This is a genomic window from Pseudomonas sp. Teo4, assembly GCF_034387475.1.
In the GTDB taxonomy this organism is placed as follows: Bacteria; Pseudomonadota; Gammaproteobacteria; order Pseudomonadales; family Pseudomonadaceae; genus Aquipseudomonas.
Genome location: NZ_JAXCIL010000002.1, coordinates 585,997 through 610,770, shown reverse-complemented (window position 1 = coordinate 610,770; position 24,774 = coordinate 585,997). Strand labels below are relative to the sequence as shown.

Below are 24,774 nucleotides of genomic sequence, written 5' to 3'. Positions count from 1 at the left end.
TCATGCATCCCGCGGCGGTACACCACGTTCGCGCGCCCGCTCGGTCAAGCGGTCGAGCAATTGCCGGATGTCTTCTGCCTTCTGTGTTTCGAGTTCGCGAATTCGGCTCAGGTGGGCTGGCGAGAGATCGCCGCTGTCATCCAATCGGTTGACCGCTTCGCGGAACGTGCTTTCGATACGCTGGAAATCATCGGCGTAGGCCTCGTGCAGGTACTCGTTCCAGAAGCTGCAGTCGCGGGCGTAGGCCAGGAACTCGTCTCCCTGCTCAGCGGCCAGGACACGGCCGATGGCCCGTTCCAGTTCGTCACCGGCAAAACCGAACGGATACACCATCGGGTCCGCAGGCGATGGCAGCTCCAGGCGGTTCGCCGCATCACGATGGTAGGCCAGGCGCACTTCCGCCGCGTCGCGGCCCTCACTGTTCTCGATGGCGATGCGGTCGAGTGCCTGTTGCCGGTACAGCCCGCGCAGCGTGGCGAACAGGCTGCGCTCACGCATGCCCGGCGCGGCATGGCGCAGGGCCTCGCTGGTGATGCATTGCATTTCTATTTGCTGGAACTGCACCAGCACCCCATCGGCACAAGTGCCTGACTGAATGGCATCGGTCGCCATCGCATCGTAGGTAATACGTTCCTCAGCGTCTTCGGCCGCCCGCTGCAGAACACGCCAGACCCGTGCAACCAGGTCACTCTGGGTCGCGGGCTCGCGGTAGGCGCGGGAGGCGGTCAGCCTGGCGACCAGTTGCAGCAGGTAGGGCGCATCGCTGCTCTGCTCGAGGCTTTGCCAGGTCTGCGCAAGCCTGAGGCGGTCCGCTACCGGCAGGCTCTCCAGCCATGGCCGGCTGTCGATGCCGATGTTCTGCCACCAGGGCGCGGAGCCGTGGCGGTGCGGGGTACCGATGCTTGGCGGGCCGAAACTGCCGGAATAGTTTGAGCCCAGCTCCGATTCCGGGGGCGTGAGGTTGAGGATTTCAAACGGCAGATCCATGTCGAAGAAATAGGTACGGTCGGCGCGTTGCGACAGGTGGGCCGTGCGCATGGTGTCATGGCTCAGCGGGTTGCCTTCGAGCAGGATGTTGGTTGAGCGCGTGCGCCTGACGGGGTTTTCCAGCAGCCATTGCGGCAGGGTCGTCAGCTGGTTGAAGCGCAGGTCCAGGACGTTTCTGGGCATCCACTCTTCCAGCCAGTCGGGCCATGCGTCCAGCTGGAGGTTTCGCAGGTGCAGTTCGCGCACCCGTGTCGCCGCGCCGGCGGGTTCTTGTAGCCCCGGCCGCAGGTGGTTGCCGGAAATATCCAGGCTGTTCAGGCTGGGCAGGCTAGCGAGCGTATCCAGCGTCTGCTGGTCGATTTCAAGGCCCTGGTCGATCAGGCTCAAGCGTCTGAGCGACGACAATTGGCCGAATATTGGGGGCAGGCCTTGCAACGGTTGGACATGGCCGTTCAACGTCAGCTCGTTCAGCGCGGGAAAACGTTGCACGAACGCCTCCAGTTGCTGGAGCGAGGTTTGCACGCGCATCAGCGTCACACTTTCGACATTCAGGTAGAAAGGTTGAAAAATCTCGCTCGGGAAGTCCTCCAGGCGGATGTCGCTCAGCACCAAGGGGGCGAAGCTGTTGCCGCGAATGCGTTGCTGGCGCAGTTCGAGGATGGCTTGTGCCACTTGCTGCCGGCTATGCGGTTCCTGCTCGGCGGCATCTGCCCATTGCTGCAGCTGCCGGCGTAGCGAGGTGTAGTGTTCGATGTCGGGGTTCGCATCCAGGCCGAAGCTGAATCGGTGCTGGTTGCCCTCCTGGCTGAAGAACAGGTTGTTTACCTGGGCCGGGGACAGCGGATTGCCTTGCAACGCGATGTCGCTGGTGTGGGTGGCGTGGGCGGCGCCTTGGCTGAGGAACGCCGGGACGCGCACCAGGTCGTTGTCACGTAGCGACAAGGCCGCCACTCGCTCCAGGGCTGCGCTGTTGAGCCAGTCGGGCCAGTTCTGCAACTGCATGCGCTCCAGGCCCAGGTAACCGAGTTGCAAGTCGGGGAAACTGAAGTTGGCCAACGGCGCCAAGGTGTTGCCGCTCAGGTCCAGCCGACGCAACTGCTCCCGCGAGGCGAACCGTTCCAAGTCCAGGGGAAACAGCTCGAGGTTCTGGTTGATCAGGCGCAATTCGCCCAGCTGCGGAAAGCTTCTGAGCATCAACGCCAGGCTGTTGGCGAACTCGGAGGCGGGGGCGTTGGCCCGGTAGTCGCGTTCGACTTCCAGTTGTTCCAGGCTCGGGAAGTGCCGGAACAGCCTGCTCAACTGCGCGTCGAACTGCGCTGGCCCGAGGCTGCCGTCGCCGGCATGGTCGAGGTTGACGCTGTGCAGTTGCAGGCGGCTGACCCGGGATGTGACGAAGTCCGGCAGGTGTTGGGGGAATTCGGCAATGTGCATGTCGTGCAGACGCAGCGTGCCCGATTCCTCATCGAGCTCGGGCACTGCGTTGTACAGCCAGTGGCGCCACAACGCCGCGCTGATCGCCTCGCGGCTGGCGCGCCGCGCGCCCAACCCGGTGATGGCGCCAGGGCCTTCGAAGGCGCTGTCCAGGCTTCGCTGCAGTTCCCGGCGCTCGGCGAACAGCTGAGTGATGCGCTGGCGCACCTGCTCTACAGGCCGACCGGCGGCTTCCAGTGCGCTCAGAATCTGTTCGGAGGTGACGCTGAATTCTGGTGCCAGGGTCAGGTCATCAAGTTGCTGGAGCAGGGTTGCCCGGGCCTGGTCTTCGCCAAGCTTGCCCTCGCCACTCAAGCGATAGCCGAGGCGGCCATCGGCGAGGCGCATTGGCGACCTTGGGCCCGGGCGCTGCATTTTCAGGGCCTTGCGCAGCGCCCAGCGCGGCAGCGGTGGGGCTTGCCTGATCGCGTTGCCGAGGGTAGTGGCGTCGATTATGCCGGCCTCGGCAAGGCGTGCTCGTTGAGCGTCTGGAAGTGCCGCGAACGCAGCCTCGTAGAAGGTTGGGTACAGAAGCGGCTGGCTGGCTTGAGCGGACGACACCTGGTAGCCGTTGGCGGTGTGGGTGATGACTGCGTCGGGGTGATCGTGTGCGCCGATGGCGTCGATTCGCTCGGCAGGCAGCACGCCTTTGCGTAATTCGATCGTGGTGGCCTCGGACCAGCCTGGCAACCGTGGCAGGGCATGCAGTACCAGGCGCTCGGTGTCAATGTTGCTTACCGCGTGCAGGTACAGCCCCTCATAGGCACGGTTCAGGCGTACCTGCTGCAGGTAGAGGCGTATTTCATCGCCGAGGCGCCTGGGCACTTTGCCGGTGGTCAACAGCTGGCGCTCGGCCGCCGTGGCGCTGTTCAGCAGCTCGTCGATGCACGCCGTGGGCAACCGCTGGTAGAGGTGGTGCAGCATGGCCGCGCCGGGTGCCTGGCTGACCGGCAACAGGCCGTAGCGCTGGTCGAACGCTACCTGGCGCGCATGCGGTGTGGCGTCGGCCAGATCCTGCATGACCTGCTGGTCCAACTTGAAGCGTTGCAGGGTATCGAGCAGCGGGGCGGGGAGCGCCTGGTTTTCGCTCAGCACCCGACGCAGCACGCCTTCGTCGATGCCACTGACGCGCAGAATGTTCACGGCGGTCGCATCGTCGAAACCGTCCGTCAGGTGCCCGAGCCGGCGAAACAGCTGCAGGCCTTGCCATTGTGTGGGTTTATCCAGGGCGTGCAGCCAGGCCCCGGCACCGTTGTGGCGCAATGGCGGCTGGTAGGCGTGCGCCCTGTCGGGGTGTTCGATGCGGTATTCGCCGTTGCTGGCCGATGACTTGACCGCGTAGGTCTTGCCGTCCAGAACCAGCCAGGTTTTTCCCTGGTGGTGGCGCAATCCCTGCGCATCTGCTGACGCGTCCAGCGGCAGGCTGACCTGCTGGGCATAAGGCGTCAGGTCGGGTTGCCACAGGCGGCTGTCACCCTCTGCAACCTCGACCTCCTGCAGTTGCTCGATGAACGTGGGCATTTGCACGGGCACTTGCAGCCGGGCGGCCAGCTCCGCCTTGATGGCGCCGCCGAGACCTTCGGCCAAGGTCAGCAAGGCCACGTTCTCGACCACGTCCATCAGGTAGTCGAATGCCTGTTGCCGGTCGTCGTTCGCCCAGCTTTCGAGGCCTTCATAAACCTCGTAACTCAGTTGCAGAGCAGTGGCGGCCAGCATCAGGTAGCCGACCTCGGGCACTGCCAGGCCAACCAGCGTCAGCGCATTGAAGGCCAGCGATTCGAAGTAGGCCAGGCGTGCTTGGGTGGTCTTCGCATCCATGGCCCGGGTGGGCACGGCATGGTAGATGGCATCGTCCCGGCGTCGGGTATACGCCTGGTAGATCAGCTCGGCGCGCAACGGCCTGGTCAGTTCACGGGGGGCGATAGGCAGCACGGCCTGCTTGTCGGCTACCCGCTCGTAGATGTTCTTGAGCGTGAAGGTGCGCGGCATGAGCAGGTCCAGCAGCTTCTCTTGCAGTTCGGCCTTGCGCGCATCCGGGATGTGCATGGAGATCGCGTTCGTGTCTTGCTGGAAGCGATCACGCAGGTGGGTTCTCAGCGCATCAAGCGAGCGGAACTCGCGAATGGCAGATGTCCTGTCGTGTGGGTTGTACAGCACCAGGGACGTGCTTGCCGCGAAGCTGATCAGCATCATCCCTGTCAGCTCGACGCCCCACAGCGTCAGGAAGCTGAACGTCGCCTGGGGCGAGGCAGCCTCGGCCTTGGTTTCAAACGGCGTGTTCAGCACGGCTTGGTAGTGGGGTTTTTCGATCGCTCCCAGCAGAGCGGCCAGGTGCAGGCTCTGCCTGAACGCTGACAGCTCGAGACGCCCGAGCCTGTCGAGCACCTGGGCCTGGGCCTCGAACTTGGACTCGCCCCGTGTAGGTTCGGGGTAGTAGAGCGTGTCCAGCAGCTTGAAGTATTGGCCGCCGATGTCCAGTTTCCGACACAGCGTAGCGAACGCCGTGGGTTCGATGTTCACGACATTATTGAAGGGTGGGCCGTTCTGGTAGCCGTGCGCGTCGAGGATCGCCGAACGCATGGGCGGCATGGCCACATCCAGGCCGCCGGCCTGGGTAGCTGACACCTCGAAGTTCTGCAAGGCATGCTGCTTCAGTGACCTGACGAAGCGCTCGGGCGTGGTCTTGCCGGTCTGGCGCCAGTGGTTGTGGGCCAGGGCGTCGTACAGGTAGGTGTTGTTGACGTCGAGGTCCAGCCCGAAGGTGGTCTTGATCGCTTCGCTCAGTTTCTTGGTAGCGAAGGCGTCGATGCTGGGCAGTTGCGCGAACAGTTGTGTCACATCGGCTTTGCTGTCCCTGAACGCCTGATGCTCCTGGGCCAATGCCTTGGCCACTTCGGGCTGCCGCCGACAGGCCTGCTCAAGGGTGGCGGGGGCTTGGTTGAGTGCCTCGCGTAGCGCCTGCAGCGTTTGCTGGGGCGCCGCCTTCATCCAGGGCGGGGTCTTGCTGGCGATGGTGGTGTAGTGCACCGGCTGGCTCTGCGGGGTAGGCGTCATGCGCGAATCCTTGGTTGGGAGAGAACTCGCGTACTATCGACAACTGTCGGGACCGGGCGTGGTAACTATGTGTCGTAGCTGTGGCCGTTGCGCTGAACGAGAGCATGCTCAAAGCCCAATTCAGGTTTATGATGCCCAACGGCAGATTAAATCCTCACACGGAGTGCGTAATGCAGACCCTGTACCCGCAGATCAAACCCTACGCCCGGCACGATCTGGCCGTGGAAGCACCGCATGTGCTGTATGTCGACGAGAGCGGTTCGCCAGAAGGTCTGCCGGTGGTGTTCATCCACGGAGGGCCAGGTGCGGGCTGCGATGCCCAGAGCCGCTGCTACTTCGACCCGAACCTGTACCGCATCATCACCTTCGATCAGCGTGGCTGCGGTCGTTCCACGCCACACGCGAGCCTGGAGAACAACACCACCTGGCACCTGGTCGAGGACTTGGAGCGAATCCGCCAGCACCTTGGTATCGACAAGTGGGTGCTGTTCGGTGGCTCATGGGGCTCGACCCTGGCCCTGGCCTACGCCCAGACCCACCCCGAGCGCGTCCATGGCTTGATTTTGCGCGGCATCTTCCTTTGCCGCCCTCAGGAGATCCAGTGGTTCTATCAGGAGGGTGCCAGCCGTCTGTTCCCCGATTACTGGCAGGACTACATCGCGCCAATCCCGCCGGAGGAGCGCGGCGACCTGGTCAAGGCCTTCCACAAGCGCCTGACCGGCAACGACCAGATCGCCCAGATGCATGCCGCCAAGGCGTGGTCCACCTGGGAAGGCCGCACCGCCACCTTGCGTCCGAATCCGCTGGTGGTCGATCGCTTCTCCGAACCGCAGCGGGCCTTGTCGATCGCCCGCATCGAATGCCACTACTTCATGAATAACGCTTTCCTGGAGCCGGATCAGCTGATCCGCGACTTGCCGAAGATCGCCCACTTGCCGGCGGTGATCGTGCATGGCCGCTATGATGTGATCTGCCCTCTGGAGAACGCCTGGGCGTTGCACCAAGCCTGGCCGAACAGCGAGCTGAAGGTCATTCGCGATGCCGGCCATGCCGCCTCCGAGCCGGGTATTACCGATGCCTTGGTACGTGCCGCCGACCAGATGGCCCGCCGTTTGCTTGACCTTCCACTGGAAGAAGCATGAAAGGGTTGTTGCAACGCGTACGCGCCGCCAGGGTAGAGGTTGCAGGGGAGATCGTCGGCGCCATCGACCAGGGTTTGCTGGTGCTGGTGGCCGTTGAACCTGGCGATACGCGCGAACATGCCGATAAATTGCTGCATAAGCTGCTTAACTATCGGGTGTTCAGCGACGAGCAGGGCAAGATGAACCTGTCACTCAAGGATGTCGGTGGCGGTCTGCTGCTGGTGTCACAGTTCACTCTGGCCGCCGATACGCGCAGTGGGATGCGTCCGAGCTTCTCGACAGCCGCTTCACCTGCCTTGGGCGCAGAACTGTTCGACTATCTTCTGCAGAAAGCCAAGGGGCAGCACGGTGATGTGGCCAGCGGTCGCTTCGGCGCGGACATGCAGGTGCACTTGGTCAATGATGGCCCCGTAACATTTATGTTACAAATATGAGGTCGAAAAACCCCTTGTTTGTAGGAAAACAAGGGGTTTTGTACGATAAATAGTTGGTCCAGCCTGATGCGTTGTAACGCGACCTGCTGGATAATCGCGCGCTGCGTGGGCCTGCGTTCGCAGGTTCGTTTTACTCTGACTCGAGCATTGTCTGGATCCGTTTGGGGAATCATTACGCCCTTACGGGGTCCGAACAGTGCTCGCCAACCCGGCATTGGTCGCTGGCCGTTGGTTTCATGATCTGTTTTCGGCGAGGGTTGCTCGTGATTGTTAGTCCCCATAATGCATCAAGAATCCCCGGCAATCGGCTGCGCAAGGCCCTGATGGCCAGTGTGGCACTGGTTGGCCTGATGAGCGCGGGCCAGCTGTGGGCGTTCAATCTTGACGACGTTGCAGCCAAGGCAAAGGATCTGGCCGGCCAGAAGTACGAAGCACCGAAAAGCAATCTGCCTGCCGTATTCCGCGACATGAAGTTCGCCGACTACCAGAAGATTCGCTTCCTGCAGGAGAAAGCGGAGTGGGCCAAGGACAAGACCCCCTTCAAGCTGTCCTTCTACCACCAGGGCATGCACTTCGACACGCCGGTGAAAATCAACGAAGTCACCGCCAGCAAGGTCGAGGAAATCAAGTACGACCCGAACCGCTTCGAGTTCGGTGACGTCCCGCACGACCCGGAAACCACCAAGAACCTGGGTTACGCCGGTTTCCGCGTGCTTTACCCGATCAACAAGGCCGACAAGCAGGACGAGATCATGACCCTGCTTGGCGCCAGCTACTTCCGCGTCGTCGGCAAGGGCCACGTGTATGGCCTGTCGGCCCGTGGCCTGGCCATCGACACCGCGCTGCCGTCGGGCGAAGAGTTCCCGCGCTTCACCGAGTTCTGGGTCGAGAAGCCCAAGCCTGCCGACAAGCACCTGGTGATCTACGCCCTGCTTGACTCGCCGCGCTCCACCGGCGCTTACAAACTGACCCTGCGTCCGGGCAGCGACACCATCGTCGACGTCAAGTCGCGCGTATTCCTGCGTGACCAGGTCAGCCGCCTGGGCATCGCCCCGCTGACCAGCATGTTCCTGTTCGGCCCGAACCAGCCATCGAAGGTCCTGAACTACCGTCCGGCCCTGCATGACTCCGAAGGCCTGGCAATTCAAGCCGGCAACGGCGAGTGGCTGTGGCGTCCGCTGAATAACCCGAAACACCTGGCCGTAAGCAACTTCAGCATCGAGAACCCGCGTGGTTTCGGCCTGATGCAGCGTCAGCGCGCGTTCAGCGACTATGAAGACCTCGACGACAACTACCAGAAGCGCCCGAGCGCCTGGATCGAGCCTAAGGGTGATTGGGGCAAGGGTACCGTCGATCTGGTCGAGATCCCGACTGCCGACGAGACCAACGACAATATCGTGGCCTTCTGGAGCCCGGAGAAGCTGCCTGAACCAGGTAAGCCGTTCGAGTACGACTACCGCCTGCACTGGACCATCGACGAGGCCAAGTTCCAGGCCCCGGATCTGGGCTGGGTCAAGCAGACCCTGCGCTCCACTGGCGATGTCAAACAGTCCAACCTGATCCGTCAGCCTGACGGCAGCGTGGCCTTCCTGGTCGATTTCGCCGGCCCGGCGCTGGCCAGCTTGCCGGAAGACACCGCGGTGCGCAGCCAGATCAGCGTCGGCGACAACGCCGAGGTGGTCGAGAACAACCTGCGTTACAACCCAGAAACCAAGGGCTGGCGCCTGACCCTGCGCTTGAAGATCAAGGAAGCCAACAAATCCACCGAAATGCGCGCGGCATTGGTACGCGACGTTCCGGTCGAGCCGGCCAAGGATGCCAAGCAGGACAAGGCTGCCGCCAAGCATGCCAAAGCTGAGAAGGCCGCCAAGGCCGAACAATCTGCCAAGGCCGAACAACCTGCCGCCGATGCGGCGTCCACCAACGGGACCCCGGCCACCACCGAAAAAGTGCTGACCGAGACCTGGAGCTATCAGTTGCCTGCCGATGAGTAACTCAAGCGCAAGGCCGGAATCGCTTGGCGAATACCTGGCCCACCTACCACTGAGCGACGAGCAGCGTGCGGAACTCGCCAGCTGCTCATCGTTCAGTGAGCTGCACCAACGTCTGGCGGCCAATCCGGCCGCCGACTCTGCCGAGGCCGTCCAGGCCTCGGTAGGCCCGCGCCTGACCGTGGGCAGCGCCGCCGAGCTGGAGGACGCCGAAATGCTCGGCGTCGACGGCAGTGGTCGGCTGTGCCTGAAGATCGCTCCGCCGATCAAGCGCACCAAGGTCGTGCCCGAACCCTGGCGCACCAACGTACTGATTCGCATGTGGCGGCGCATGACCGGCCGCACCAACGCGCCGCAGCCGCCCAAGCGTGAGCTGCCGCCAGCGCGCTGGCGCACGGTCGGTTCGATTCGCCGCTACATCCTGCTTGCCTTGATGATCGGCCAGACCATCGTCGCCGGCTGGTACATGAAGGGCATCCTGCCTTATCAGGGCTGGTCGTTCGTCGATTTCGACGAAGTGGTCAACCAACCGCTCTGGGACACCGTGGTGCAGGTCTGGCCCTATGCACTGCAGACGTCGATCCTGATCCTGTTCGGCATCCTGTTCTGCTGGGTTTCGGCAGGTTTCTGGACCGCCCTGATGGGCTTCCTCGAACTGCTCACCGGGCGTGACAAGTACAAGATTTCGGGCAGCAGCGCTGGCAATGAGCCGATTGCCCCCGAAGCGCGCACCGCGCTGGTGATGCCGATCTGCAACGAAGACGTGCCACGGGTGTTCGCCGGCTTGCGCGCCACCTTCGAGTCGGTGGCCGCCAGCGGCAACCTCGACCGTTTCGACTTCTTCGTGCTCAGCGACACCAACGACACCGACATTGCCGTCGCCGAGCAGCAGGCCTGGTTGGATGTATGCCGCGAAACCAAAGGTTTCGGCCGCATCTTCTACCGCCGTCGCCGCCGTCGGGTGAAACGCAAGAGCGGCAACCTCGACGACTTCTGCCGTCGCTGGGGTGGCGATTACAAGTACATGGTCGTGCTCGACGCCGACAGCGTCATGAGCGGCGAGTGCCTGAGCAGCCTGGTGCGCCTGATGGAGGCCAACCCGGACGCCGGCATCATCCAGACCGGGCCGAAAGCCTCGGGCATGGACACCCTGTATGCGCGCCTGCAGCAGTTCGCCACCCGTGTGTACGGGCCGCTGTTCACCGCCGGCCTGCACTTCTGGCAGCTGGGCGAGTCGCACTACTGGGGCCACAACGCGATCATCCGCATGAAGCCGTTCATCGAGCACTGCGCCTTGGCGCCGTTGCCGGGCAAGGGCGCCTTTGCCGGTGCAATCCTGTCCCACGACTTCGTCGAAGCCGCGCTGATGCGCCGTGCCGGTTGGGGCGTGTGGATCGCCTATGACCTGCCGGGCAGCTACGAAGAACTGCCGCCGAACCTGCTCGACGAGCTCAAGCGTGACCGTCGCTGGTGCCACGGCAACCTGATGAACTTCCGCCTGTTCCTGGTCAAGGGCATGCACCCGGTGCACCGTGCGGTGTTCCTCACCGGCGTGATGTCTTACCTGTCGGCACCGCTGTGGTTCCTGTTCCTGGTGCTGTCGACCGCGCTGCTGGCCACCAACACGCTGATGGAGCCGCAGTACTTCATCGAGCCGTACCAGCTCTACCCGCTGTGGCCGCAGTGGCACCCGGAGAAGGCCGTCGCGCTGTTCTCCACTACCATCGTGCTGCTGTTCCTGCCGAAGCTGCTCAGCGTCATCCTGATCTGGGCCAAGGGCGCCACCGAGTACGGCGGTCGCATCAAGGTCACCTTGTCGATGCTGATGGAGATGCTGTTCTCCATGTTGCTGGCACCGGTGCGAATGATCTTCCACACCCGCTTCGTGCTGGCTGCGTTCCTCGGCTGGGCTGCGACCTGGAACTCGCCGCAGCGTGACGACGACTCCACGCCATGGAGCGAAGCTGCGCGCCGTCACGGCCCGCAGACCCTGCTGGGCATCGCCTGGGCCGCTCTGGTGGCGTGGCTGAACCCGAGCTTCCTGTGGTGGCTGGCGCCGATCGTCGGCTCTCTGGTGCTGTCGATTCCGGTGTCGGTGATTTCCAGCCGTACGCGCCTGGGCCTGGCGGCCAAGGACGAGAAGCTGTTCCTCATCCCCGAGGAGTACGCGACGCCGCAGGAGCTGCTGGCGACCGACCAGTACACCCACGAGAACCGCTGGCACGCCCTGCACGACGGCTTCGTGCGTGCCGTGGTCGACCCGCGGCAGAACGCATTGGCCTGCGCCATGGCCACTGCTCGTCATGGTCAGGCCGCGCCGATCGAGGCTCTGCGCGTCGAACGTGTAGCTAAAGCGCTGGAAGTGGGCCCGAGCGGGCTGGACCTCAACACCCGCCTGGCACTGCTGAGCGACCCGGTTGCCTTGTCGCGCCTGCATGAGCAGGTGTGGGCCGGGCACCATGCGGCGTGGATCGATGTGTGGCGTGCTTCGATCAAGAACGACCCGCATTCGCCGCTGTTGCCGCTGCATCCGGAGCATGAAGGTCAGCCGACCCTCGTCGGCGCCTGATAGGCCCATTCGCGGGTAAACCCGCTCCCACAGGGAAACAAGAACCCTGTGGGAGCGGGTTTACCCGCGAAGCTTTTTGCAGTCCCCTCGATTTTGGCCAACAAAGTCCCCCCCGGCTCTAGGTCCCAGGGCCGCCATGCGTTAGCATCCTTCTCCGATATTCCTCATTGGCCAGTACGGCCGTGCCAACAATAAGATTTGCTTATTTTCTTGCTAGGGGACCTGGTGATGATCAAGAAATACCTCTCGCGACTGCTGGTCGGTGTAACCGCCCTGGTCGCCGTGACGGCGGCCCAGGCTGGCGCCATCGACGACGCGGTCAAGCGCGGCACCCTGCGTGTGGGCATGGACCCGACCTACATGCCGTTCCAGATGACCAACAAGCGCGGCGAAATCATTGGTTTTGAAGTCGATATCCTCAAAGCCATGGCCAAGTCCATGGGCGTCAAGCTGGAGACCGTCTCCACCGCCTATGACGGGATCATCCCGGCCCTGCTGACCGACAAGTTCGACATGATCGGCAGCGGCATGACCCTGACCCAGGAGCGCAACCTGCGCCTGAACTTCAGCGAACCCTTCATCGTCGTTGGCCAGACCCTGCTGATCCGCAAGGAGCTGGCGGGCGAAATCAAGTCGTACAAGGACCTGAACAACGAGAAGTACCGCATCACCTCCAAGCTCGGCACCACTGGCGAAATGGTTTCCAAGAAGCTGATCGCCAAGGCCAAGTACCACGGCTACGACAACGAGCAGGAAGCGGTGATGGATGTGGTCAACGGCAAAGCCGATGCCTTCGTCTATGACGCGCCGTACAACGTCGTGGCGGTAGAGAAGGCTGGCGCTGGCAAGCTGCTGTTCCTCGAAGAACCCTTCACCTACGAGCCGCTGGCCTTCGGCCTGAAGAAAGGCGACTACGACAGCATCAACTTCATCAACAACTTCCTGCACCAGATCAAGCATGACGGGACCTACGATCGTATTCACGACAAGTGGTTCAAGAACAAGGACTGGCTGAAGGAAATGGAATAAGGCCCAGGCCACAAGCCCAGGCTTTGACCCCCGACGCGCAGGTAAACCCTGCGCGTTCGCATTTACGGAAGTACCCACGTGATCAAACACAAGAAACCCCAGTGGCCCTGGCATGCGCTGACCGCGCTGGTCCTGGTGGGCCTGGCGTTCAGCCTGTACCTGGCCACCTCGATGATTTCCTACGAGTGGCGCTGGAACCGCGTGCCGCAATACTTCGCCTACCAGGCCGAGGAAGCCCAGCGCGCAGCCGGTTACGGCACGGTTCAGGACATCGTCGTTTCCGGTGACACCGCGCGTGTCACGCTCAAGGACGAAAACGGCGACGAGCAAGTGCTCGACGTGGCCAAGGACAGCCTGCAACTGAGCCGCGGTGACGATGTCTCCGAAGGCGACCAGATTGGTGTAACCCGTCACTGGGCAGCCGGTCCGCTGGCTTGGGGCTTGTGGACCACACTGTGGATTTCGGTGGTTTCCGGGGCTATGGGCCTGGTCATTGGCCTGTTTGCCGGGCTGTGCCGGCTTTCCAATAACCCGACCCTGCGCGACCTGTCGACCGTCTACGTCGAACTGGTGCGCGGTACGCCGTTGCTGGTGCAGATCTTCATCTTCTACTTCTTCATCGGCACCGTACTCAACCTGTCCCGTGAATTTGCCGGGGTTGCTGCGCTGGCGCTGTTCACGGGGGCCTACGTCGCCGAAATCGTCCGTGCCGGCGTACAGTCGATCGCCAAGGGTCAGAACGAAGCAGCCCGCTCGCTGGGCCTTAATGCTGGCCAGTCGATGCGCCATGTGATTCTGCCGCAGGCGTTCAAGCGTGTGCTGCCACCGTTGGCCGGGCAGTTCATCAGCCTGGTCAAGGACACCTCGCTGGTATCGGTGATCGCGATCACCGAACTGACCAAGAGCGGCCGCGAGGCCATTACCACCTCGTTCTCGACTTTCGAGATCTGGTTCTGCGTGGCAGGCCTGTACCTGCTGATCAACCTGCCGCTGTCGCACATGGCCAGCCGGCTTGAGCGGAGGCTTGCGCAAAGTGATTGAAGTCCGTGACCTGTTGAAAGTCTTCGACACCCGTGGCCAAGTGGTGCGCGCGGTGGACAAGGTGACCACGCGCGTAGCCAAGGGCGAAGTGGTGGTGGTGCTTGGCCCGTCGGGTTCGGGTAAGTCGACGTTCCTGCGCTGCCTCAATGGCCTGGAGCACTTCGATGAAGGCCATGTGGCCATCGATGGTCTGCAGCTGGACGACCCGAAGACCGATATCAACGCCTACCGCCGCGAAGTTGGCATGGTGTTCCAGCATTTCAACCTGTTCCCGCACATGACCGTGCTGGAGAACCTGTGCCTGGCACAGAAAGTCGTGCGCAAGCGTGGCAAGGCCGAGCGCGAGGCCAAGGCCCGGGCATTGTTGGAAAAGGTTGGCATTTCGCAGAAGGCCAACGAGTACCCGTCGCGTCTATCCGGCGGCCAGCAGCAGCGCGTGGCGATTGCCCGGGCATTGGCCATGGAACCGAAGGTGATGCTGTTCGATGAGCCCACTTCGGCGCTCGACCCGGAAATGGTCGGTGAAGTGCTCGATGTCATGAAGACCCTGGCCCAGGAAGGCATGACCATGGTCTGCGTGACCCACGAAATGGGCTTTGCCCGGGAAGTGGCGGACCGTGTGTTGTTCTTCGATCACGGCAAGCTGCTGGAAGATTCGTCGCCCGCTGAGTTCTTCGCATCGCCGAAGGACCCGCGTGCCCAGGCGTTCCTGCGCCAGGTGCTGTAACCGCGTTAGCCCTTTTCGCGGGTAAACCCGCTCCCACAGGGAGCCCACCGTGCTTGAGAGCAGTGGCGTACCTGTGGGAGCGGGTTTACCCGCGAAAAGGGCGACGCGATGCTAGAGACTGAACCGTCCCACCATCCCCCTCAGCTGCTGCCCCAACTGCTCCAGCTCACCACTGGACTGCGCCGTCTGCTCACTGGCCGTACTGGTCTGGTCCGACGCATCACGCACATTGATCACGCTCCGGTTGATCTGTTCGGCCACCACGCTCTGCTCCTCGCTGGCCGTGGCGATCTGCTGGTTCATGCCCTGGATCGTGGAAACGGTATCGGTGATCTGGCTCAAGGCATATCCGGCCTTGCGGCTTAGTTCGACACTCTGCTCGGTCAGGCGCTTGCTGCTGTCGAGCAGGTTGGTGACTTCGTCGGTTCCGCTGTGCAGGTTTTCGATCAACTGCTCGATTTCTTCGGTCGACTGCTGGGTGCGCTGTGCCAACCCCCGCACTTCGTCGGCAACCACGGCAAAGCCGCGCCCGGCTTCACCGGCGCGGGCGGCCTCGATGGCGGCGTTCAGCGCCAGCAGATTGGTCTGCTCGGACACCGACTTGATCACATCGAGAATGCTGCCAATCCGCTCGCTTTCTCCTGCAAGGTGCTGCATCGCCGTCAGGCAATGGTCCATCTGCCCGGCCAGTTGCTCAATTCGGCTGATGGCCTCGGCCACGACCTGATCACCCTGTTGTGCCTGCTGGTCGGCATCGGTCGCTGCCAGTGACGCCTGTTCGGCATTTTGTGCCACTTCCTGCACGGTCGCGCTCATCTGGTTCATGGCCGTGGCGACCTGGTCGGTTTCTTCGCGCAGCTGGTTGATCCGTTGCTTGGTGTCTTCGCTGCTGACGGACAGTTGCGTCGCGGCCTGGGACAGGCGCCCGACGCCCTGGTCGATACCGCCTATCAACTCGCGCAGGCTGACGGTCATTTCACGCATGCTCGTCTGCAGCTGGCCCATCTCGTCACGTCGCTGCACCGGTTCCAGTTGGCTGAGGTCGCCACGGGCGATACGTGCGGCCACGGCCAGCGTCTGGCGCAGAGGCTGGGTGATTTGCAGGGTAATAAGCCAGCCCGCCACGATGCCCACCACCAAGGCCAGCACGGCCACGCTGGTGAGCAGCGAACGCGCCGCCAGGGCCTCATTGTCGCGTTGCTCGATCTTTCGTTGGCTCAATTCCAGGCTGGTGGCACCAAGCTCGTCGCCCATTGTTTCCATGCGCTGCTGTATTTGCTCGGCTGTCAGGGCGGCACGGCGGTACTGGTCCAGGCTGGCCCGGTACCTGGCCAGTTCGATGCCGGGCTGCTCCTTCAGCGCACGTGACAGCCCCAGCGGAGCAAGGCCGTCGAGCAGCTGTGCGAGGACTTTGTCGGCTGCATCCAGTGCGGTATCGCCGACCTTGGCGAAGTCTGTCAGCGGCGAGAAGGTGTAGGCCGGCATCTGGCTCTGTTGGTTGGCGCCGTCGATATGACGGCTAAGCGTGTCCATGAGGCCCAGCACGCCCCCTTGCTGGCTGTCGGCAGGCATTTTCAGCAAGGCCTGGGTCTGTAGCTCGTCGATCACCTCGCTGAGCTTCTGCTCCTGTACGGCCATGGCCTCGCGCAGCGTATGGCGGCTGTCGACAGTGCGTTGCAGGGTGGCGAAGTCCTCGCGCAATCGCTGCAGCAGTTGCAGCTTCTGCGCAAGCATCTGGCGTGAGGCATCCACGCCACTGCGCTGATGCAGGGTGGTCAGCAGGCTTTCGAGTTGCTCGAGGATCTGGGCGATGCGTGTCTTGCTGGTGTCGTCACTGAGCACGCGAAAGGTGATGCGCTCGGCGCGCAAGTCTTTGATCAGGTCATTGATCAGGCTGATTTCACTGAGCTGTTCCGAGCGGTTGATGGCACCGTCCAGGGCGCGCCAGCCGCTGACCGTGGTGATCAAGGTAAGCAGCAGTACCACGGCAAAGCCCAGAGCTAGCTTCGCGGCGACGCTGATGTTGCCGAGCTTGCGGTTGAGGTAGCCGAACATGGCATGTCTCCGTCCAGTTGAGGGGGATGTCGTGCTGGCGTAGTGCTGGCATGACATCCCTGCTCATCGGCAGAGCATGCGTAGGACTGGACCTGAGAATTGCGTAGGAAAGTTCAGCTTGAGATGTATGAAAGGCGATGATGTCTGTCGTGGCCTGATCGCCGGCAAGCCGGCTCCCACAGGGTCCGCGACGATCTTGAGGTCGCCGCAATACCTGTGGGAGCCGGCTTGCCGGCGATTGGGCCTATACGGATGTCACAGCCTGAAGCGTCCCACCAACCCTTGCAGATGAGTGCCAAGCCTTGCCAATTCCACGCTGGAGCTGGCGGTTTCCTCGCTGGCTGCCGAGGTCTGATCGGAAATGTCCCGCACATTCATCACGCTGCGGTTGATCTCCTCGGCCACCGCGCTTTGCTGCTCAGCCGCTGTGGCAATCTGCTGGTTCATGGCCTGGATCGACGACACGGTGCGGGTAATGGTCTCAAGCGAGCTGCCGGCCCGTCGGGTCAGCTCGACGCTGCTGTCGGTGAGTTCGCGGCTGCTGTCCATCACGTTGGCCACGCGCTCAGTACCACTCTGCAGGCCGGCAATCAGTTCTTCGATTTCCTCGGTCGATTGCTGAGTGCGCTGGGCCAGGCTGCGTACCTCGTCGGCAACCACGGCAAAGCCGCGCCCGGCCTCACCTGCACGGGCCGCTTCGATGGCAGCGTTGAGGGCCAGCAGGTTGGTCTGCTGGGCCACCGACTTGATCACATCCAGTACGCTGCCAATCTTGTCGCTCTCGGCCTTGAGCTGGTTCATGGCCTCGCTGGAATTGACCACTTCACTGGCCAGACGCTCGATCTGGGCAATGGCTTCGCCGACCACCCGATCACCTTCGCGGGCCTGCTGGTCGGCCATCAGGGCCGCTTCCGAGGCCTGTTCGGCATTGCGTGCCACTTCGTGAACGGTGGCCGACATTTCGTTCATGGCCGTCGCCACCTGGTCGGTCTCCACCTTCTGGTTGTTGACCCCGGCGCTGGTCTGCTCCGTCACCGCCGACAGCTCTTCGGCGGCGCTGGCGATCTGGGTGACACCGTCGCCGATACCACCGATCAGCTCGCGCAGGCTCTGGGTCATGCGCTGCATGCTCGCCTGCAGCTGGCCCAGTTCGTCGCGGCGCTCGACCGGCAGGTCCTGGCGCAGGTCGCCGTTGGCCACACGCTCAGCGGCTGTCAGGGTCTGGCGCAGTGGAATGATGATCTGCCGGGTGATGGCCCAGGCGGCCAACAAGCCCAGCAGTAGCGCCAAGCCGGTGGCAGCGGCCAGCATGACCTTGGCTTGTTGGGTGCCCGCATTGCGGACTTCGGTCTGCGAGGCGGTCATTGCCTGGCTGGCCTGCAGCAGCACCGTGCCCTGCTCGGCCATGCGCTGAAGGGCCTGCTCGCTGGCCGCCTGGGCAGTGCCGAACTGGCTGACTGCATCGCGGTAGCCGGCCAGTGCGGTGGCCGCGTCGTCGAGGCTGGAGGCATGCTCGGCGCCTACTTTGGCAGGCAGGGCCTTGAGTTCGGCCATGGCCTGGTCGATGGCCTTCAGTGCGGTTTGCTGGAAGTCGGCATTGCCGCTGTAGGTGTAGCCACGCACCTGGAAGCGAGCTTGCTGCAGCAGGGCGCTGACTTCCACGGCGTACTGGTACTGGTTGATATCACCGCCTTGCAGCAGGCGTTGCTGGACCTTGCCGATCAGCTCGGCAGCCTTGTCGGCGCTATCACCCAGTACGCTGCGGCTGGCTTCCCGGCGTTGGCCGGCCTGCTTGAGCTCGTTGAAAGCCTGCTGGTACAGACGCACGGCATCGCGCTGCTGTTCCAGGCGTTGGCGATCAGCCGGGTGTTCGATCTGGCCGAGCATCAGCTGAACCTGGCGATCGAGGCTTGTCAGGGCCTTTTCAAGCTCCCCCACAGAGGCTTCGTCACGCTTGCGCTCATAGTGCTGGCGGGCGATGCGCAGGTCCTGGGTGTGCTGGTAGATCACCGAAATGTTGCCGAGTTTGTCACCTCGGTCGATGACGCTGTCCAGGCCTTTCCAACCGGTCAGCGTGATGGCCAAGGTCAGCATCAGCACCAGCCCGAACCCCAGCCCCAACTTGCGATTGACGCTCACATTTCCCAGCGATTGGGCAAACCAACGGTACATGATCGACTCCCCGGTTAACTGGCAACACGGATTATTGTTGTGTTGCTAGAACATCGGCTTGCGCCGGGGAAACTTGATGGAGGGAAGGTTCTGGCTTAAGTGTCAGAAAATTCGCGATAGCAGGGCTGTGACGGCTGTCTCAACTCGCAGGATGCGATCACCTAGTTGCACAGGGGCCAGCCCGGCTTTGCCAAGAAGCTCGACTTCATAAGGGATCCAGCCCCCTTCGGGGCCAATCGCCAGAGTAACCGGGCCTTCGACAGCACGCGGGCACGCAGGGTAGGGGCCGGGGTGGCCGACCAGGCCGAGGGTGCCTTCGGCGATGGCGGGCAGGCGATCTTCGACGAACGGTTTGAAGCGTTTCTCGATGATTACCTCGGGCAGCACCGTGTCACGGGCTTGCTCAAGGCCGAGAATGAGGTTTTCGCGGATGCTGTCGGGGTTGAGGAAGGGCGTCTGCCAGAAGCTCTTCTCCACCTTGTAGCTGTTGACCAGGATCAGCCGGGGCACGCCAAGGGTGGCAACGGTCTGGAACAACCGGCGCAGCATCTTCGGCCGCGGTACGGCCAGCACCAGGGTCAGTGGCAGCTTGGCCGGAGGTGGCTGGTCAAAGCTCACATCCAGCTCCGCTTCGTGCTTTTCCAGGCGCACGACGGTAGCTTTTCCCATCAGGCCATTGATGCGCCCGACGCGCAGGCTATCGCCCACCGCAACACGGTGGATCTCCTGCATGTGAGTAAATCGGCGATCAGCCAGGACGACGCGGTCGGCCGAAACGAAGTCGGCCTCCTCAAGCAGCAGCAGGTTCACGATTGCGTCGCTGGCGGTTGGTCGTTGTGGTCGTTGGCGGCTTCATCTTCGCCATGACTGCGTTTGCGGATCAGGCTGCCGCACAGCACGCCGACCTCGAACAGCAGCCACATGGGCACTGCCAGCAAGGTTTGGGAGAAGATATCCGGCGGAGTCAGGACCATGCCGACGACGAAGCAGCCGATGATCACGTAGGGCCGGATCTTCTTCAGGTACTTCACGTCGACCACGCCGATCCACACCAGCAGCACCACTGCCACCGGAATCTCGAAGGCAACGCCGAAGGCGAAGAACAGGGTCATGACGAAGTCCAGGTAACTGGCAATGTCCGTCATCATCGACACGCCTTCCGGTGTGGCGCTGGCGAAGAAACCGAAGATCAGCGGGAATACCAGGAAGTAGGCGAAGGCCATGCCTGCGTAGAACAGGAAGATGCTGGAAATCAGCAAGGGAATGGCGATGCGCTTTTCGTGGCGGTACAGCCCGGGTGCGATGAAGCCCCAGATCTGCTGGAGAATGAACGGGATCGCCAGGAACAGCGAAACGATCATGGTCAGCTTGAACGGAGTCAGGAACGGCGAGGCCACATCGGTGGCGATCATCGTCGCGTTGGCCGGCAGGTGAGCGCGCAGCGGCGCGGACACCAGGGTGTAGATCTGCTGGGCGAAGGAGAACAGCCCGGCAAAGATCAGGAAAATGACGGCAACGCAGCGCAGCAGGCGGGTGCGCAGTTCAGTCAGGTGCGAAACCAGCGGCATGGGCTGGTCGTGTTCCGGATTTTCGCTCATGGGGCTCGCGGCGGTTGGGGCTGTTCAGGCGTTTCAGGCGTGCTGCCGGTGGTTGCAGGCGCTGGCGTGGTGGCCACGGCAGGCTGCTCGCCAGGCGTGGCGGCCGGCGGCTGGGCGGGCGGCACCTGTGGGTTGAGGATGCGCCTGGCTTCCTGCTCCATCTGCAGGATGTGCTCGTTGTGCAGCTGGCGGCGAATGTCGTCGGCGCCGATTTCGCGCTCGACTTCCATCTTGATGCTGTTGAAGCTGCGCTTGAGGCGGCCGATCCACAACCCTGCGGTGCGGGCGGCACCGGGCAGGCGCTCGGGGCCGAGCACCAACAGGGCGACCAGGCCGACGAGCAGCAGCTCGCTGAAGCTGATGCCGAACATGGGTCAGTCTTTCCGCTGTGGCTCTTGGACCGGCTGGGCCTGGCCCTCGATGGTGTGGCCTTGGGCCTGTTGCGGGGCATTCTGTACCGGCGGCACGGGCTGGGCAGGCGGAGGCGTCTGCTCGGCCGGCTTGTTCTCTTCTTCGTTCATGGCTTTACGGAAGCCCTTGATCGACTCGCCCAGGTCGCTGCCGAAATTTTTCAGCTTCTTGGTGCCGAACACCAGGACCACGACGACCAGTAGGACGATCCAGTGTTTCCAGTCAAAAATACCCATGATGCTCTCCTAGAATTCGATAGGTCAGGCCGAAGGCTGACGCGCGGCCTTTTCATCATGCCCGGACAGCCCGAAGCGGCGTTCCAGTTCATCGAGTACTGCTTGCGGATGCTGGCCCAGCGCGCTGAGCATGACCAGGCTATGGAACCACAAATCTGCGGTTTCATAGATGACATCGCTGTAATCCTTGCTGACAGCCGCATCCTTGGCCGCGATGATGGTCTCGATGGACTCTTCACCGAGCTTTTCAAGGATCTTGTTCAGGCCCTTGTGGTACAGGCTGGCCACGTAGGAGCTGTCGGGGGCGGCTTGCTTGCGTTCTTCAAGCACTTCGGCCAGGCGGTTCAGGGTGTCGCTCATGTCAGTGTCCTGCGCTGTAGATGGCGTGCGGGTCCTTCAGGACCGGGTCGACGGTTTTCCACTGGCCGTCTTCATAGACGCGGTAGAAGCAGCTTTCGCGGCCAGTGTGGCAGGCGATATGGCCCAGTTGCTCGACCATCAGGATGATCACGTCGGCATCGCAGTCCAGGCGCATTTCGTGCAGTTTCTGCACATGGCCCGACTCCTCGCCCTTACGCCACAGCTTGCCACGTGAGCGCGACCAGTAGATGGCGCGTTGCTCGGCGGCGGTGAGGGCCAGCGACTCGCGGTTCATCCAGGCCATCATCAGCACGCGTCCGGTCTTGTGGTCCTGAGCGATTGCCGGTACCAGGCCATCGCTGTTCCACTTGATCTCGTCCAGCCAGTCTTTCATCGTCGACTCCAAAACCGGGCCCGTTCCTGTGCCGGGCCCATTGCGCTAGTGTGCCAGCCAGCCACGCGGCTGGCTATTGGCGCACGATCAGGTAAAGCCCGGCGGCCAGCATCAGCCAGGCCGGCCAGGCGGCAGGGGCGGCCAGGCTGGCGCTCTCAGCGGCGCCCATAGCCAGCACCGCGCCACCACCGAGCAGGCCCGCGCCCAGAAGGCGCAGCGCCCAACGGTCGCCCTGGCGACGGCGCTCTGGCAGCTGCGGATCATGCAAATGCGGTTGTGACAGGCGTTCGAGCAAGTCACGGGCCATGTCGGCCAGGTGCGGCAATTGTTCGACCTGGCCGTGCAGGTTGCCGAGCACGGCCTTGGGGCTGTAACGGTCACGCATCCAGCGTTCGAGGAACGGCTTGGCGGTGCTCCACAGGTCCAGGTCGGGGTACAGCTGGCGGCCCAGGCCTTCAATGTTGAGCAGGGTCTTCTGCAGCAGTACCAGCTGCGGCTGCACTTCCATGTTGAAGCGTCGGGCTGTCTGGAACAGGCGCATCAGCACCTGGCCGAAGGAAATGTCCTTGAGTGGTTTTTCGAAGATCGGCTCGCACACGGTGCGGATAGCCGCCTCGAACTCGTTGACCTTGGTGTGCGCCGGCACCCAGCCGGAATCGATGTGCAGCTGGGCGACGCGGCGGTAGTCGCGCTTGAAAAAGGCGATCAGGTTGCGCGCCAGATAGTCCTGGTCCTCGGCGGTGAGGCTGCCGACGATGCCGCAGTCGATGGCGATGTACTGCGGGCTCCACGGCTTGATTGTGCTGACGAAAATGTTGCCGGGGTGCATGTCGGCGTGGAAGAAACTGTCGCGGAACACCTGGGTGAAAAACACCTCGACGCCCCGTTCTGCCAGCAACTTCATGTCGGTGCGCTGGTCGGCCAGGGTGGCCATGTCGGTCACCGGTACGCCATAGATGCGCTCCATCACCAGCACCTTGGGGCGGCACAGGTCCCAGTAGACCTGGGGCACGTACATCAGCTCGGAACCCTCGAAGTTGCGTCGCAACTGGCTGGCATTGGCCGCCTCGCGGAGCAGGTCGAGTTCGTCGTAGATGGTTTTTTCGTAATCGTTGACCACTTCCACCGGGTGCAGGCGGCGGGCATCGGCCGATACCCGCTCGGCGCCCTTGGCGATCAGGAACAGCCACGCCAGGTCCTGGGCGATCACGGGCTTGAGGCCAGGGCGCACCACCTTGACCACCACTTCCTCGCCGGTTTTCAGGCGGGCGGCGTGTACCTGGGCCACCGATGCCGAGGCCAGCGGCTCGACGTCGAAGCGGCTGAAGACATCGTTGACCTTGGCCCCCAGTTGCTCTTCGATCAGCGCCACCGCCCGCTTCGGGTCGAAGGGCGGCACGCGGTCTTGCAGCAGCATCAGCTCATCGGCGATGTCGGTGGGCAGAAGGTCGCGGCGGGTGGAAAGCAACTGGCCGAACTTGATGAAGATCGGCCCCAGGTCTTGCAAGGCCAGGCGCAGGCGTGCGCCACGGCTAAGCTCGGAGGGCTTGCGCGGCAGCCAGCGCCAGGGCATCAGCAGGCGCAGGCTCATCAGCCACCAAGGCAGGGGCAGATCGAACAGCAGATCATCGAGGCGGTAGCGGATCACGACGCGCTGGATGCGCAACAGACGGCGGACGGCAAGCAGCTTCATGCGTTATCGCTGGTATCAAGGGATCGGGAAAGGCGCTGCAGGCGCGCCTCGAGGCGTTCTATGTCGACTTTCAGGGCGTCGAGCTCGCTGAAAGCCGCTTCGGCTTCGCGCTTGCCCACCAGGGTGCGCGACTCTTCGGCGAGGTACTCGGACAGGTTCTGGCTGAAGCGCGTCAGGCCTTGGCGAGTCCAGCGTGCGCGCAGGCGAATGTGGCCAGCGAGCAGCGAGGTGGCCACTGGGCCCAGCCAACGCGACAGCTCGAACTCCCAGTCCAGCTCCAGGTCCTGCAGCACACCGACCAGGTCGAGCAGCACGGCGCTGTCACCGTGCAGTTCGACCTGCGGGCTGTGCAGAACGGCGTTCTTGTCCTTGGCCAGGGCCAGCTGGGCCAGGCTGCCCGCGGGGGCACGCAAGCTGCAATCGACCTCGCCTTGCCAATGGGCCGCAAGCATCAGGCCGTCCTCGTCCGGCAGGATGAATACCTGCATGGCCGGTTGGCGGCAGTCGATTTCGATGACCTTGCCTTCCAGCGCGGCCAGCCGCGGGAGGGCGGTGCTGTCCATGCGCAGGATGCGGTTCAGGCCATGTTCGACGCTGGCGAGCAGCCCGGCCAGCAGCATCAGGGCTTGATTCCCCGATGCACGGCAACGATGCCGCTGGTCATGTTGTGGTAGGTAACGCGGTCGAAACCGGCATCGACCATCATGGCCTTGAGGGTTTCCTGGTCAGGGTGCATGCGGATCGACTCGGCCAGGTAACGGTAGCTCTCCGAGTCGTTGGTGATCAGCTTGCCGGCCAGTGGCATGAAGGCAAACGAGTAAGCGTCGTAGGCCTTGGACATCAGCTTGTTGGTCGGCTTGGAGAACTCCAGCACCAACAGGCGGCCACCAGGCTTGAGCACGCGCAGCATCGAGCGCAGGGCTTCGTCCTTGTGGGTGACGTTGCGCAGGCCGAAGGCGATGGTCACGCAGTCGAAGTGGTTGTCGGGGAACGGCAGCTTCTCGGCATCGGCCTGGACGAACTCGATGTTGCCGGCCACACCACGGTCGAGCAGGCGGTCACGGCCGACCTTGAGCATCGATTCGTTGATGTCGGCGAGCACGACCTGGCCGGTCGGGCCCACGAGACGGGAGAACTTGGCAGCCAGGTCGCCCGTGCCGCCAGCGATGTCCAGCACACGGTTACCGCTGCGCACGCCCGACAGCTCGATGGTGAAGCGCTTCCACAAGCGGTGCATGCCGCCGGAAAGCACATCGTTCATCAAGTCGTACTTGGCGGCCACCGAGTGGAACACCTCGGCGACTTTCTTCGCCTTCTGGCTTTCGGGCACGTCCTGGTAGCCGAAATGGGTGGTGGGTTCGGCGTGTTCGCCTTTGCGCTGGTCGTTCATATCGCTTCACCGGAAAAAATT

Annotated in this window: 19 protein-coding genes and 2 pseudogenes; 7 read left to right on the top strand and 14 right to left on the bottom strand. The window is 63.0% G+C overall.

From position 1 onward, the window contains the following. On the bottom strand, positions 1-5,511 hold the full coding sequence (locus tag PspTeo4_RS19115) for a dermonecrotic toxin domain-containing protein (protein ID WP_322365475.1): 5,511 nt from the start codon (positions 5,509-5,511) through the stop codon (positions 1-3). A gap of 170 nt (positions 5,512-5,681) precedes the next feature. On the opposite strand from PspTeo4_RS19115, the gene pip reads away from it, so the two are divergent. From pip to PspTeo4_RS19080, 7 genes are all read left to right on the top strand, one after another. Next, positions 5,682-6,653, top strand: a complete 972-nt coding sequence (gene pip / locus PspTeo4_RS19110) for a prolyl aminopeptidase (RefSeq protein ID WP_322365474.1) — start codon at positions 5,682-5,684, stop codon at positions 6,651-6,653. Continuing rightward, the gene (dtd, locus tag PspTeo4_RS19105; RefSeq protein ID WP_322365473.1) at positions 6,650-7,087 is read left to right on the top strand and encodes a D-aminoacyl-tRNA deacylase; all 438 of its coding nucleotides are present in this window, start codon (positions 6,650-6,652) and stop codon (positions 7,085-7,087) included. The genes pip and dtd overlap by 4 nt, the downstream gene beginning before the upstream one ends. Positions 7,088-7,350: 263 nt before the next feature. Next, the gene (locus PspTeo4_RS19100; protein ID WP_322365472.1) at positions 7,351-9,081 is read left to right on the top strand and encodes a glucan biosynthesis protein G; all 1,731 of its coding nucleotides are present in this window, start codon (positions 7,351-7,353) and stop codon (positions 9,079-9,081) included. Then, on the top strand, positions 9,074-11,647 hold the full coding sequence (gene mdoH, locus PspTeo4_RS19095; protein ID WP_322365471.1) for a glucans biosynthesis glucosyltransferase MdoH: 2,574 nt from the start codon (positions 9,074-9,076) through the stop codon (positions 11,645-11,647). Before PspTeo4_RS19100 ends, mdoH begins: the two co-directional genes overlap by 8 nt. A 231-nt stretch (positions 11,648-11,878) precedes the next feature. After that, the gene (locus PspTeo4_RS19090; protein ID WP_322366894.1) at positions 11,879-12,676 is read left to right on the top strand and encodes a transporter substrate-binding domain-containing protein; all 798 of its coding nucleotides are present in this window, start codon (positions 11,879-11,881) and stop codon (positions 12,674-12,676) included. 78 nt (positions 12,677-12,754) lie between these two features. Then, positions 12,755-13,717, top strand: coding sequence for an amino acid ABC transporter permease (locus PspTeo4_RS19085; protein ID WP_322365470.1), 963 nt, complete (start codon positions 12,755-12,757; stop codon positions 13,715-13,717). Further along, complete coding sequence (locus PspTeo4_RS19080) at positions 13,710-14,444, top strand: amino acid ABC transporter ATP-binding protein (RefSeq protein ID WP_322366893.1); 735 nt, start codon at positions 13,710-13,712, stop codon at positions 14,442-14,444. Before PspTeo4_RS19085 ends, PspTeo4_RS19080 begins: the two co-directional genes overlap by 8 nt. A gap of 111 nt (positions 14,445-14,555) precedes the next feature. Here the strand turns inward: PspTeo4_RS19080 and PspTeo4_RS30030 are convergent, their stop codons facing one another. The 13 genes and pseudogenes from PspTeo4_RS30030 to ubiE all read right to left on the bottom strand — a co-directional run bounded on the left by PspTeo4_RS30030 (position 14,556) and on the right by ubiE (position 24,753). Continuing rightward, positions 14,556-15,260: a methyl-accepting chemotaxis protein gene (locus PspTeo4_RS30030; protein ID WP_416196988.1), complete on the bottom strand. Its 705-nt coding sequence runs from the start codon at positions 15,258-15,260 to the stop codon at positions 14,556-14,558. Positions 15,261-15,458: 198 nt separating this feature from the next. Beyond that, positions 15,459-16,499 (bottom strand): annotated as a pseudogene (locus PspTeo4_RS30025) (methyl-accepting chemotaxis protein); the annotation flags it as partial. A gap of 255 nt (positions 16,500-16,754) precedes the next feature. Further along, positions 16,755-17,468: a methyl-accepting chemotaxis protein gene (locus PspTeo4_RS30020; RefSeq protein ID WP_416196987.1), complete on the bottom strand. Its 714-nt coding sequence runs from the start codon at positions 17,466-17,468 to the stop codon at positions 16,755-16,757. 141 nt (positions 17,469-17,609) lie between these two features. Next, positions 17,610-18,593, bottom strand: a pseudogene (locus PspTeo4_RS30015) (methyl-accepting chemotaxis protein); the annotation flags it as partial. Between the two features lie 180 nt (positions 18,594-18,773). Beyond that, positions 18,774-19,481 carry a 16S rRNA (uracil(1498)-N(3))-methyltransferase gene (locus PspTeo4_RS19065; RefSeq protein ID WP_322365466.1) on the bottom strand — a complete coding sequence of 236 codons (708 nt, stop codon included), beginning with the start codon at positions 19,479-19,481 and terminating at the stop codon, positions 18,774-18,776. After that, complete coding sequence (tatC, locus tag PspTeo4_RS19060) at positions 19,478-20,269, bottom strand: twin-arginine translocase subunit TatC (protein ID WP_322365465.1); 792 nt, start codon at positions 20,267-20,269, stop codon at positions 19,478-19,480. The genes PspTeo4_RS19065 and tatC overlap by 4 nt, the downstream gene beginning before the upstream one ends. After that, positions 20,266-20,640 (bottom strand): Sec-independent protein translocase protein TatB, encoded by a 375-nt coding sequence (tatB, locus tag PspTeo4_RS19055; RefSeq protein ID WP_322365464.1) that lies wholly within the window; start codon positions 20,638-20,640, stop codon positions 20,266-20,268. The genes tatC and tatB overlap by 4 nt, the downstream gene beginning before the upstream one ends. 3 nt (positions 20,641-20,643) lie before the next feature. Next, a complete protein-coding gene (locus PspTeo4_RS19050) occupies positions 20,644-20,916 on the bottom strand; it encodes a twin-arginine translocase TatA/TatE family subunit (RefSeq protein WP_322365463.1) in 273 nt (90 codons plus the stop codon). A gap of 24 nt (positions 20,917-20,940) precedes the next feature. Further along, positions 20,941-21,276, bottom strand: coding sequence for a phosphoribosyl-ATP diphosphatase (locus PspTeo4_RS19045; protein ID WP_213658635.1), 336 nt, complete (start codon positions 21,274-21,276; stop codon positions 20,941-20,943). Between the two features lies 1 nt (position 21,277). After that, the gene (hisI, locus tag PspTeo4_RS19040; protein ID WP_023378315.1) at positions 21,278-21,670 is read right to left on the bottom strand and encodes a phosphoribosyl-AMP cyclohydrolase; all 393 of its coding nucleotides are present in this window, start codon (positions 21,668-21,670) and stop codon (positions 21,278-21,280) included. A 73-nt stretch (positions 21,671-21,743) separates the two neighbouring features. Then, the gene (gene ubiB / locus PspTeo4_RS19035) at positions 21,744-23,363 is read right to left on the bottom strand and encodes a ubiquinone biosynthesis regulatory protein kinase UbiB (RefSeq protein WP_322365462.1); all 1,620 of its coding nucleotides are present in this window, start codon (positions 23,361-23,363) and stop codon (positions 21,744-21,746) included. Next, positions 23,360-23,983, bottom strand: coding sequence for a ubiquinone biosynthesis accessory factor UbiJ (locus PspTeo4_RS19030; protein ID WP_322365461.1), 624 nt, complete (start codon positions 23,981-23,983; stop codon positions 23,360-23,362). Before PspTeo4_RS19030 ends, ubiB begins: the two co-directional genes overlap by 4 nt. Next, positions 23,983-24,753 carry a bifunctional demethylmenaquinone methyltransferase/2-methoxy-6-polyprenyl-1,4-benzoquinol methylase UbiE gene (ubiE, locus tag PspTeo4_RS19025; protein ID WP_023378318.1) on the bottom strand — a complete coding sequence of 257 codons (771 nt, stop codon included), beginning with the start codon at positions 24,751-24,753 and terminating at the stop codon, positions 23,983-23,985. The genes PspTeo4_RS19030 and ubiE overlap by 1 nt, the downstream gene beginning before the upstream one ends. Positions 24,754-24,774 lie beyond the last annotated feature (21 nt).

Bases quoted from the DNA above. Each gene is read 5' to 3' on its own strand.
- PspTeo4_RS19045 (WP_213658635.1), bottom strand. From the start codon at position 21,276: ATGAGCGACACCCTGAACCGCCTGGCCGAAGTGCTTGAAGAACGCAAG.
- mdoH (WP_322365471.1), top strand. From the start codon at position 9,074: ATGAGTAACTCAAGCGCAAGGCCGGAATCGCTTGGCGAATACCTGGCC.
- PspTeo4_RS19115 (WP_322365475.1), bottom strand. From the start codon at position 5,511: ATGACGCCTACCCCGCAGAGCCAGCCGGTGCACTACACCACCATCGCC.
- PspTeo4_RS19050 (WP_322365463.1), bottom strand. From the start codon at position 20,916: ATGGGTATTTTTGACTGGAAACACTGGATCGTCCTACTGGTCGTCGTG.
- tatB (WP_322365464.1), bottom strand. From the start codon at position 20,640: ATGTTCGGCATCAGCTTCAGCGAGCTGCTGCTCGTCGGCCTGGTCGCC.
- pip (WP_322365474.1), top strand. From the start codon at position 5,682: ATGCAGACCCTGTACCCGCAGATCAAACCCTACGCCCGGCACGATCTG.
- tatC (WP_322365465.1), bottom strand. From the start codon at position 20,269: ATGAGCGAAAATCCGGAACACGACCAGCCCATGCCGCTGGTTTCGCAC.
- ubiE (WP_023378318.1), bottom strand. From the start codon at position 24,753: ATGAACGACCAGCGCAAAGGCGAACACGCCGAACCCACCACCCATTTC.
- hisI (WP_023378315.1), bottom strand. From the start codon at position 21,670: ATGAAAGACTGGCTGGACGAGATCAAGTGGAACAGCGATGGCCTGGTA.
- PspTeo4_RS19030 (WP_322365461.1), bottom strand. From the start codon at position 23,983: ATGCTGCTGGCCGGGCTGCTCGCCAGCGTCGAACATGGCCTGAACCGC.
- dtd (WP_322365473.1), top strand. From the start codon at position 6,650: ATGAAAGGGTTGTTGCAACGCGTACGCGCCGCCAGGGTAGAGGTTGCA.
- ubiB (WP_322365462.1), bottom strand. From the start codon at position 23,363: ATGAAGCTGCTTGCCGTCCGCCGTCTGTTGCGCATCCAGCGCGTCGTG.
- PspTeo4_RS30020 (WP_416196987.1), bottom strand. From the start codon at position 17,468: ATGAACGAAATGTCGGCCACCGTTCACGAAGTGGCACGCAATGCCGAA.
- PspTeo4_RS30030 (WP_416196988.1), bottom strand. From the start codon at position 15,260: ATGAGCGCGACCGTGCAGGAAGTGGCACAAAATGCCGAACAGGCGTCA.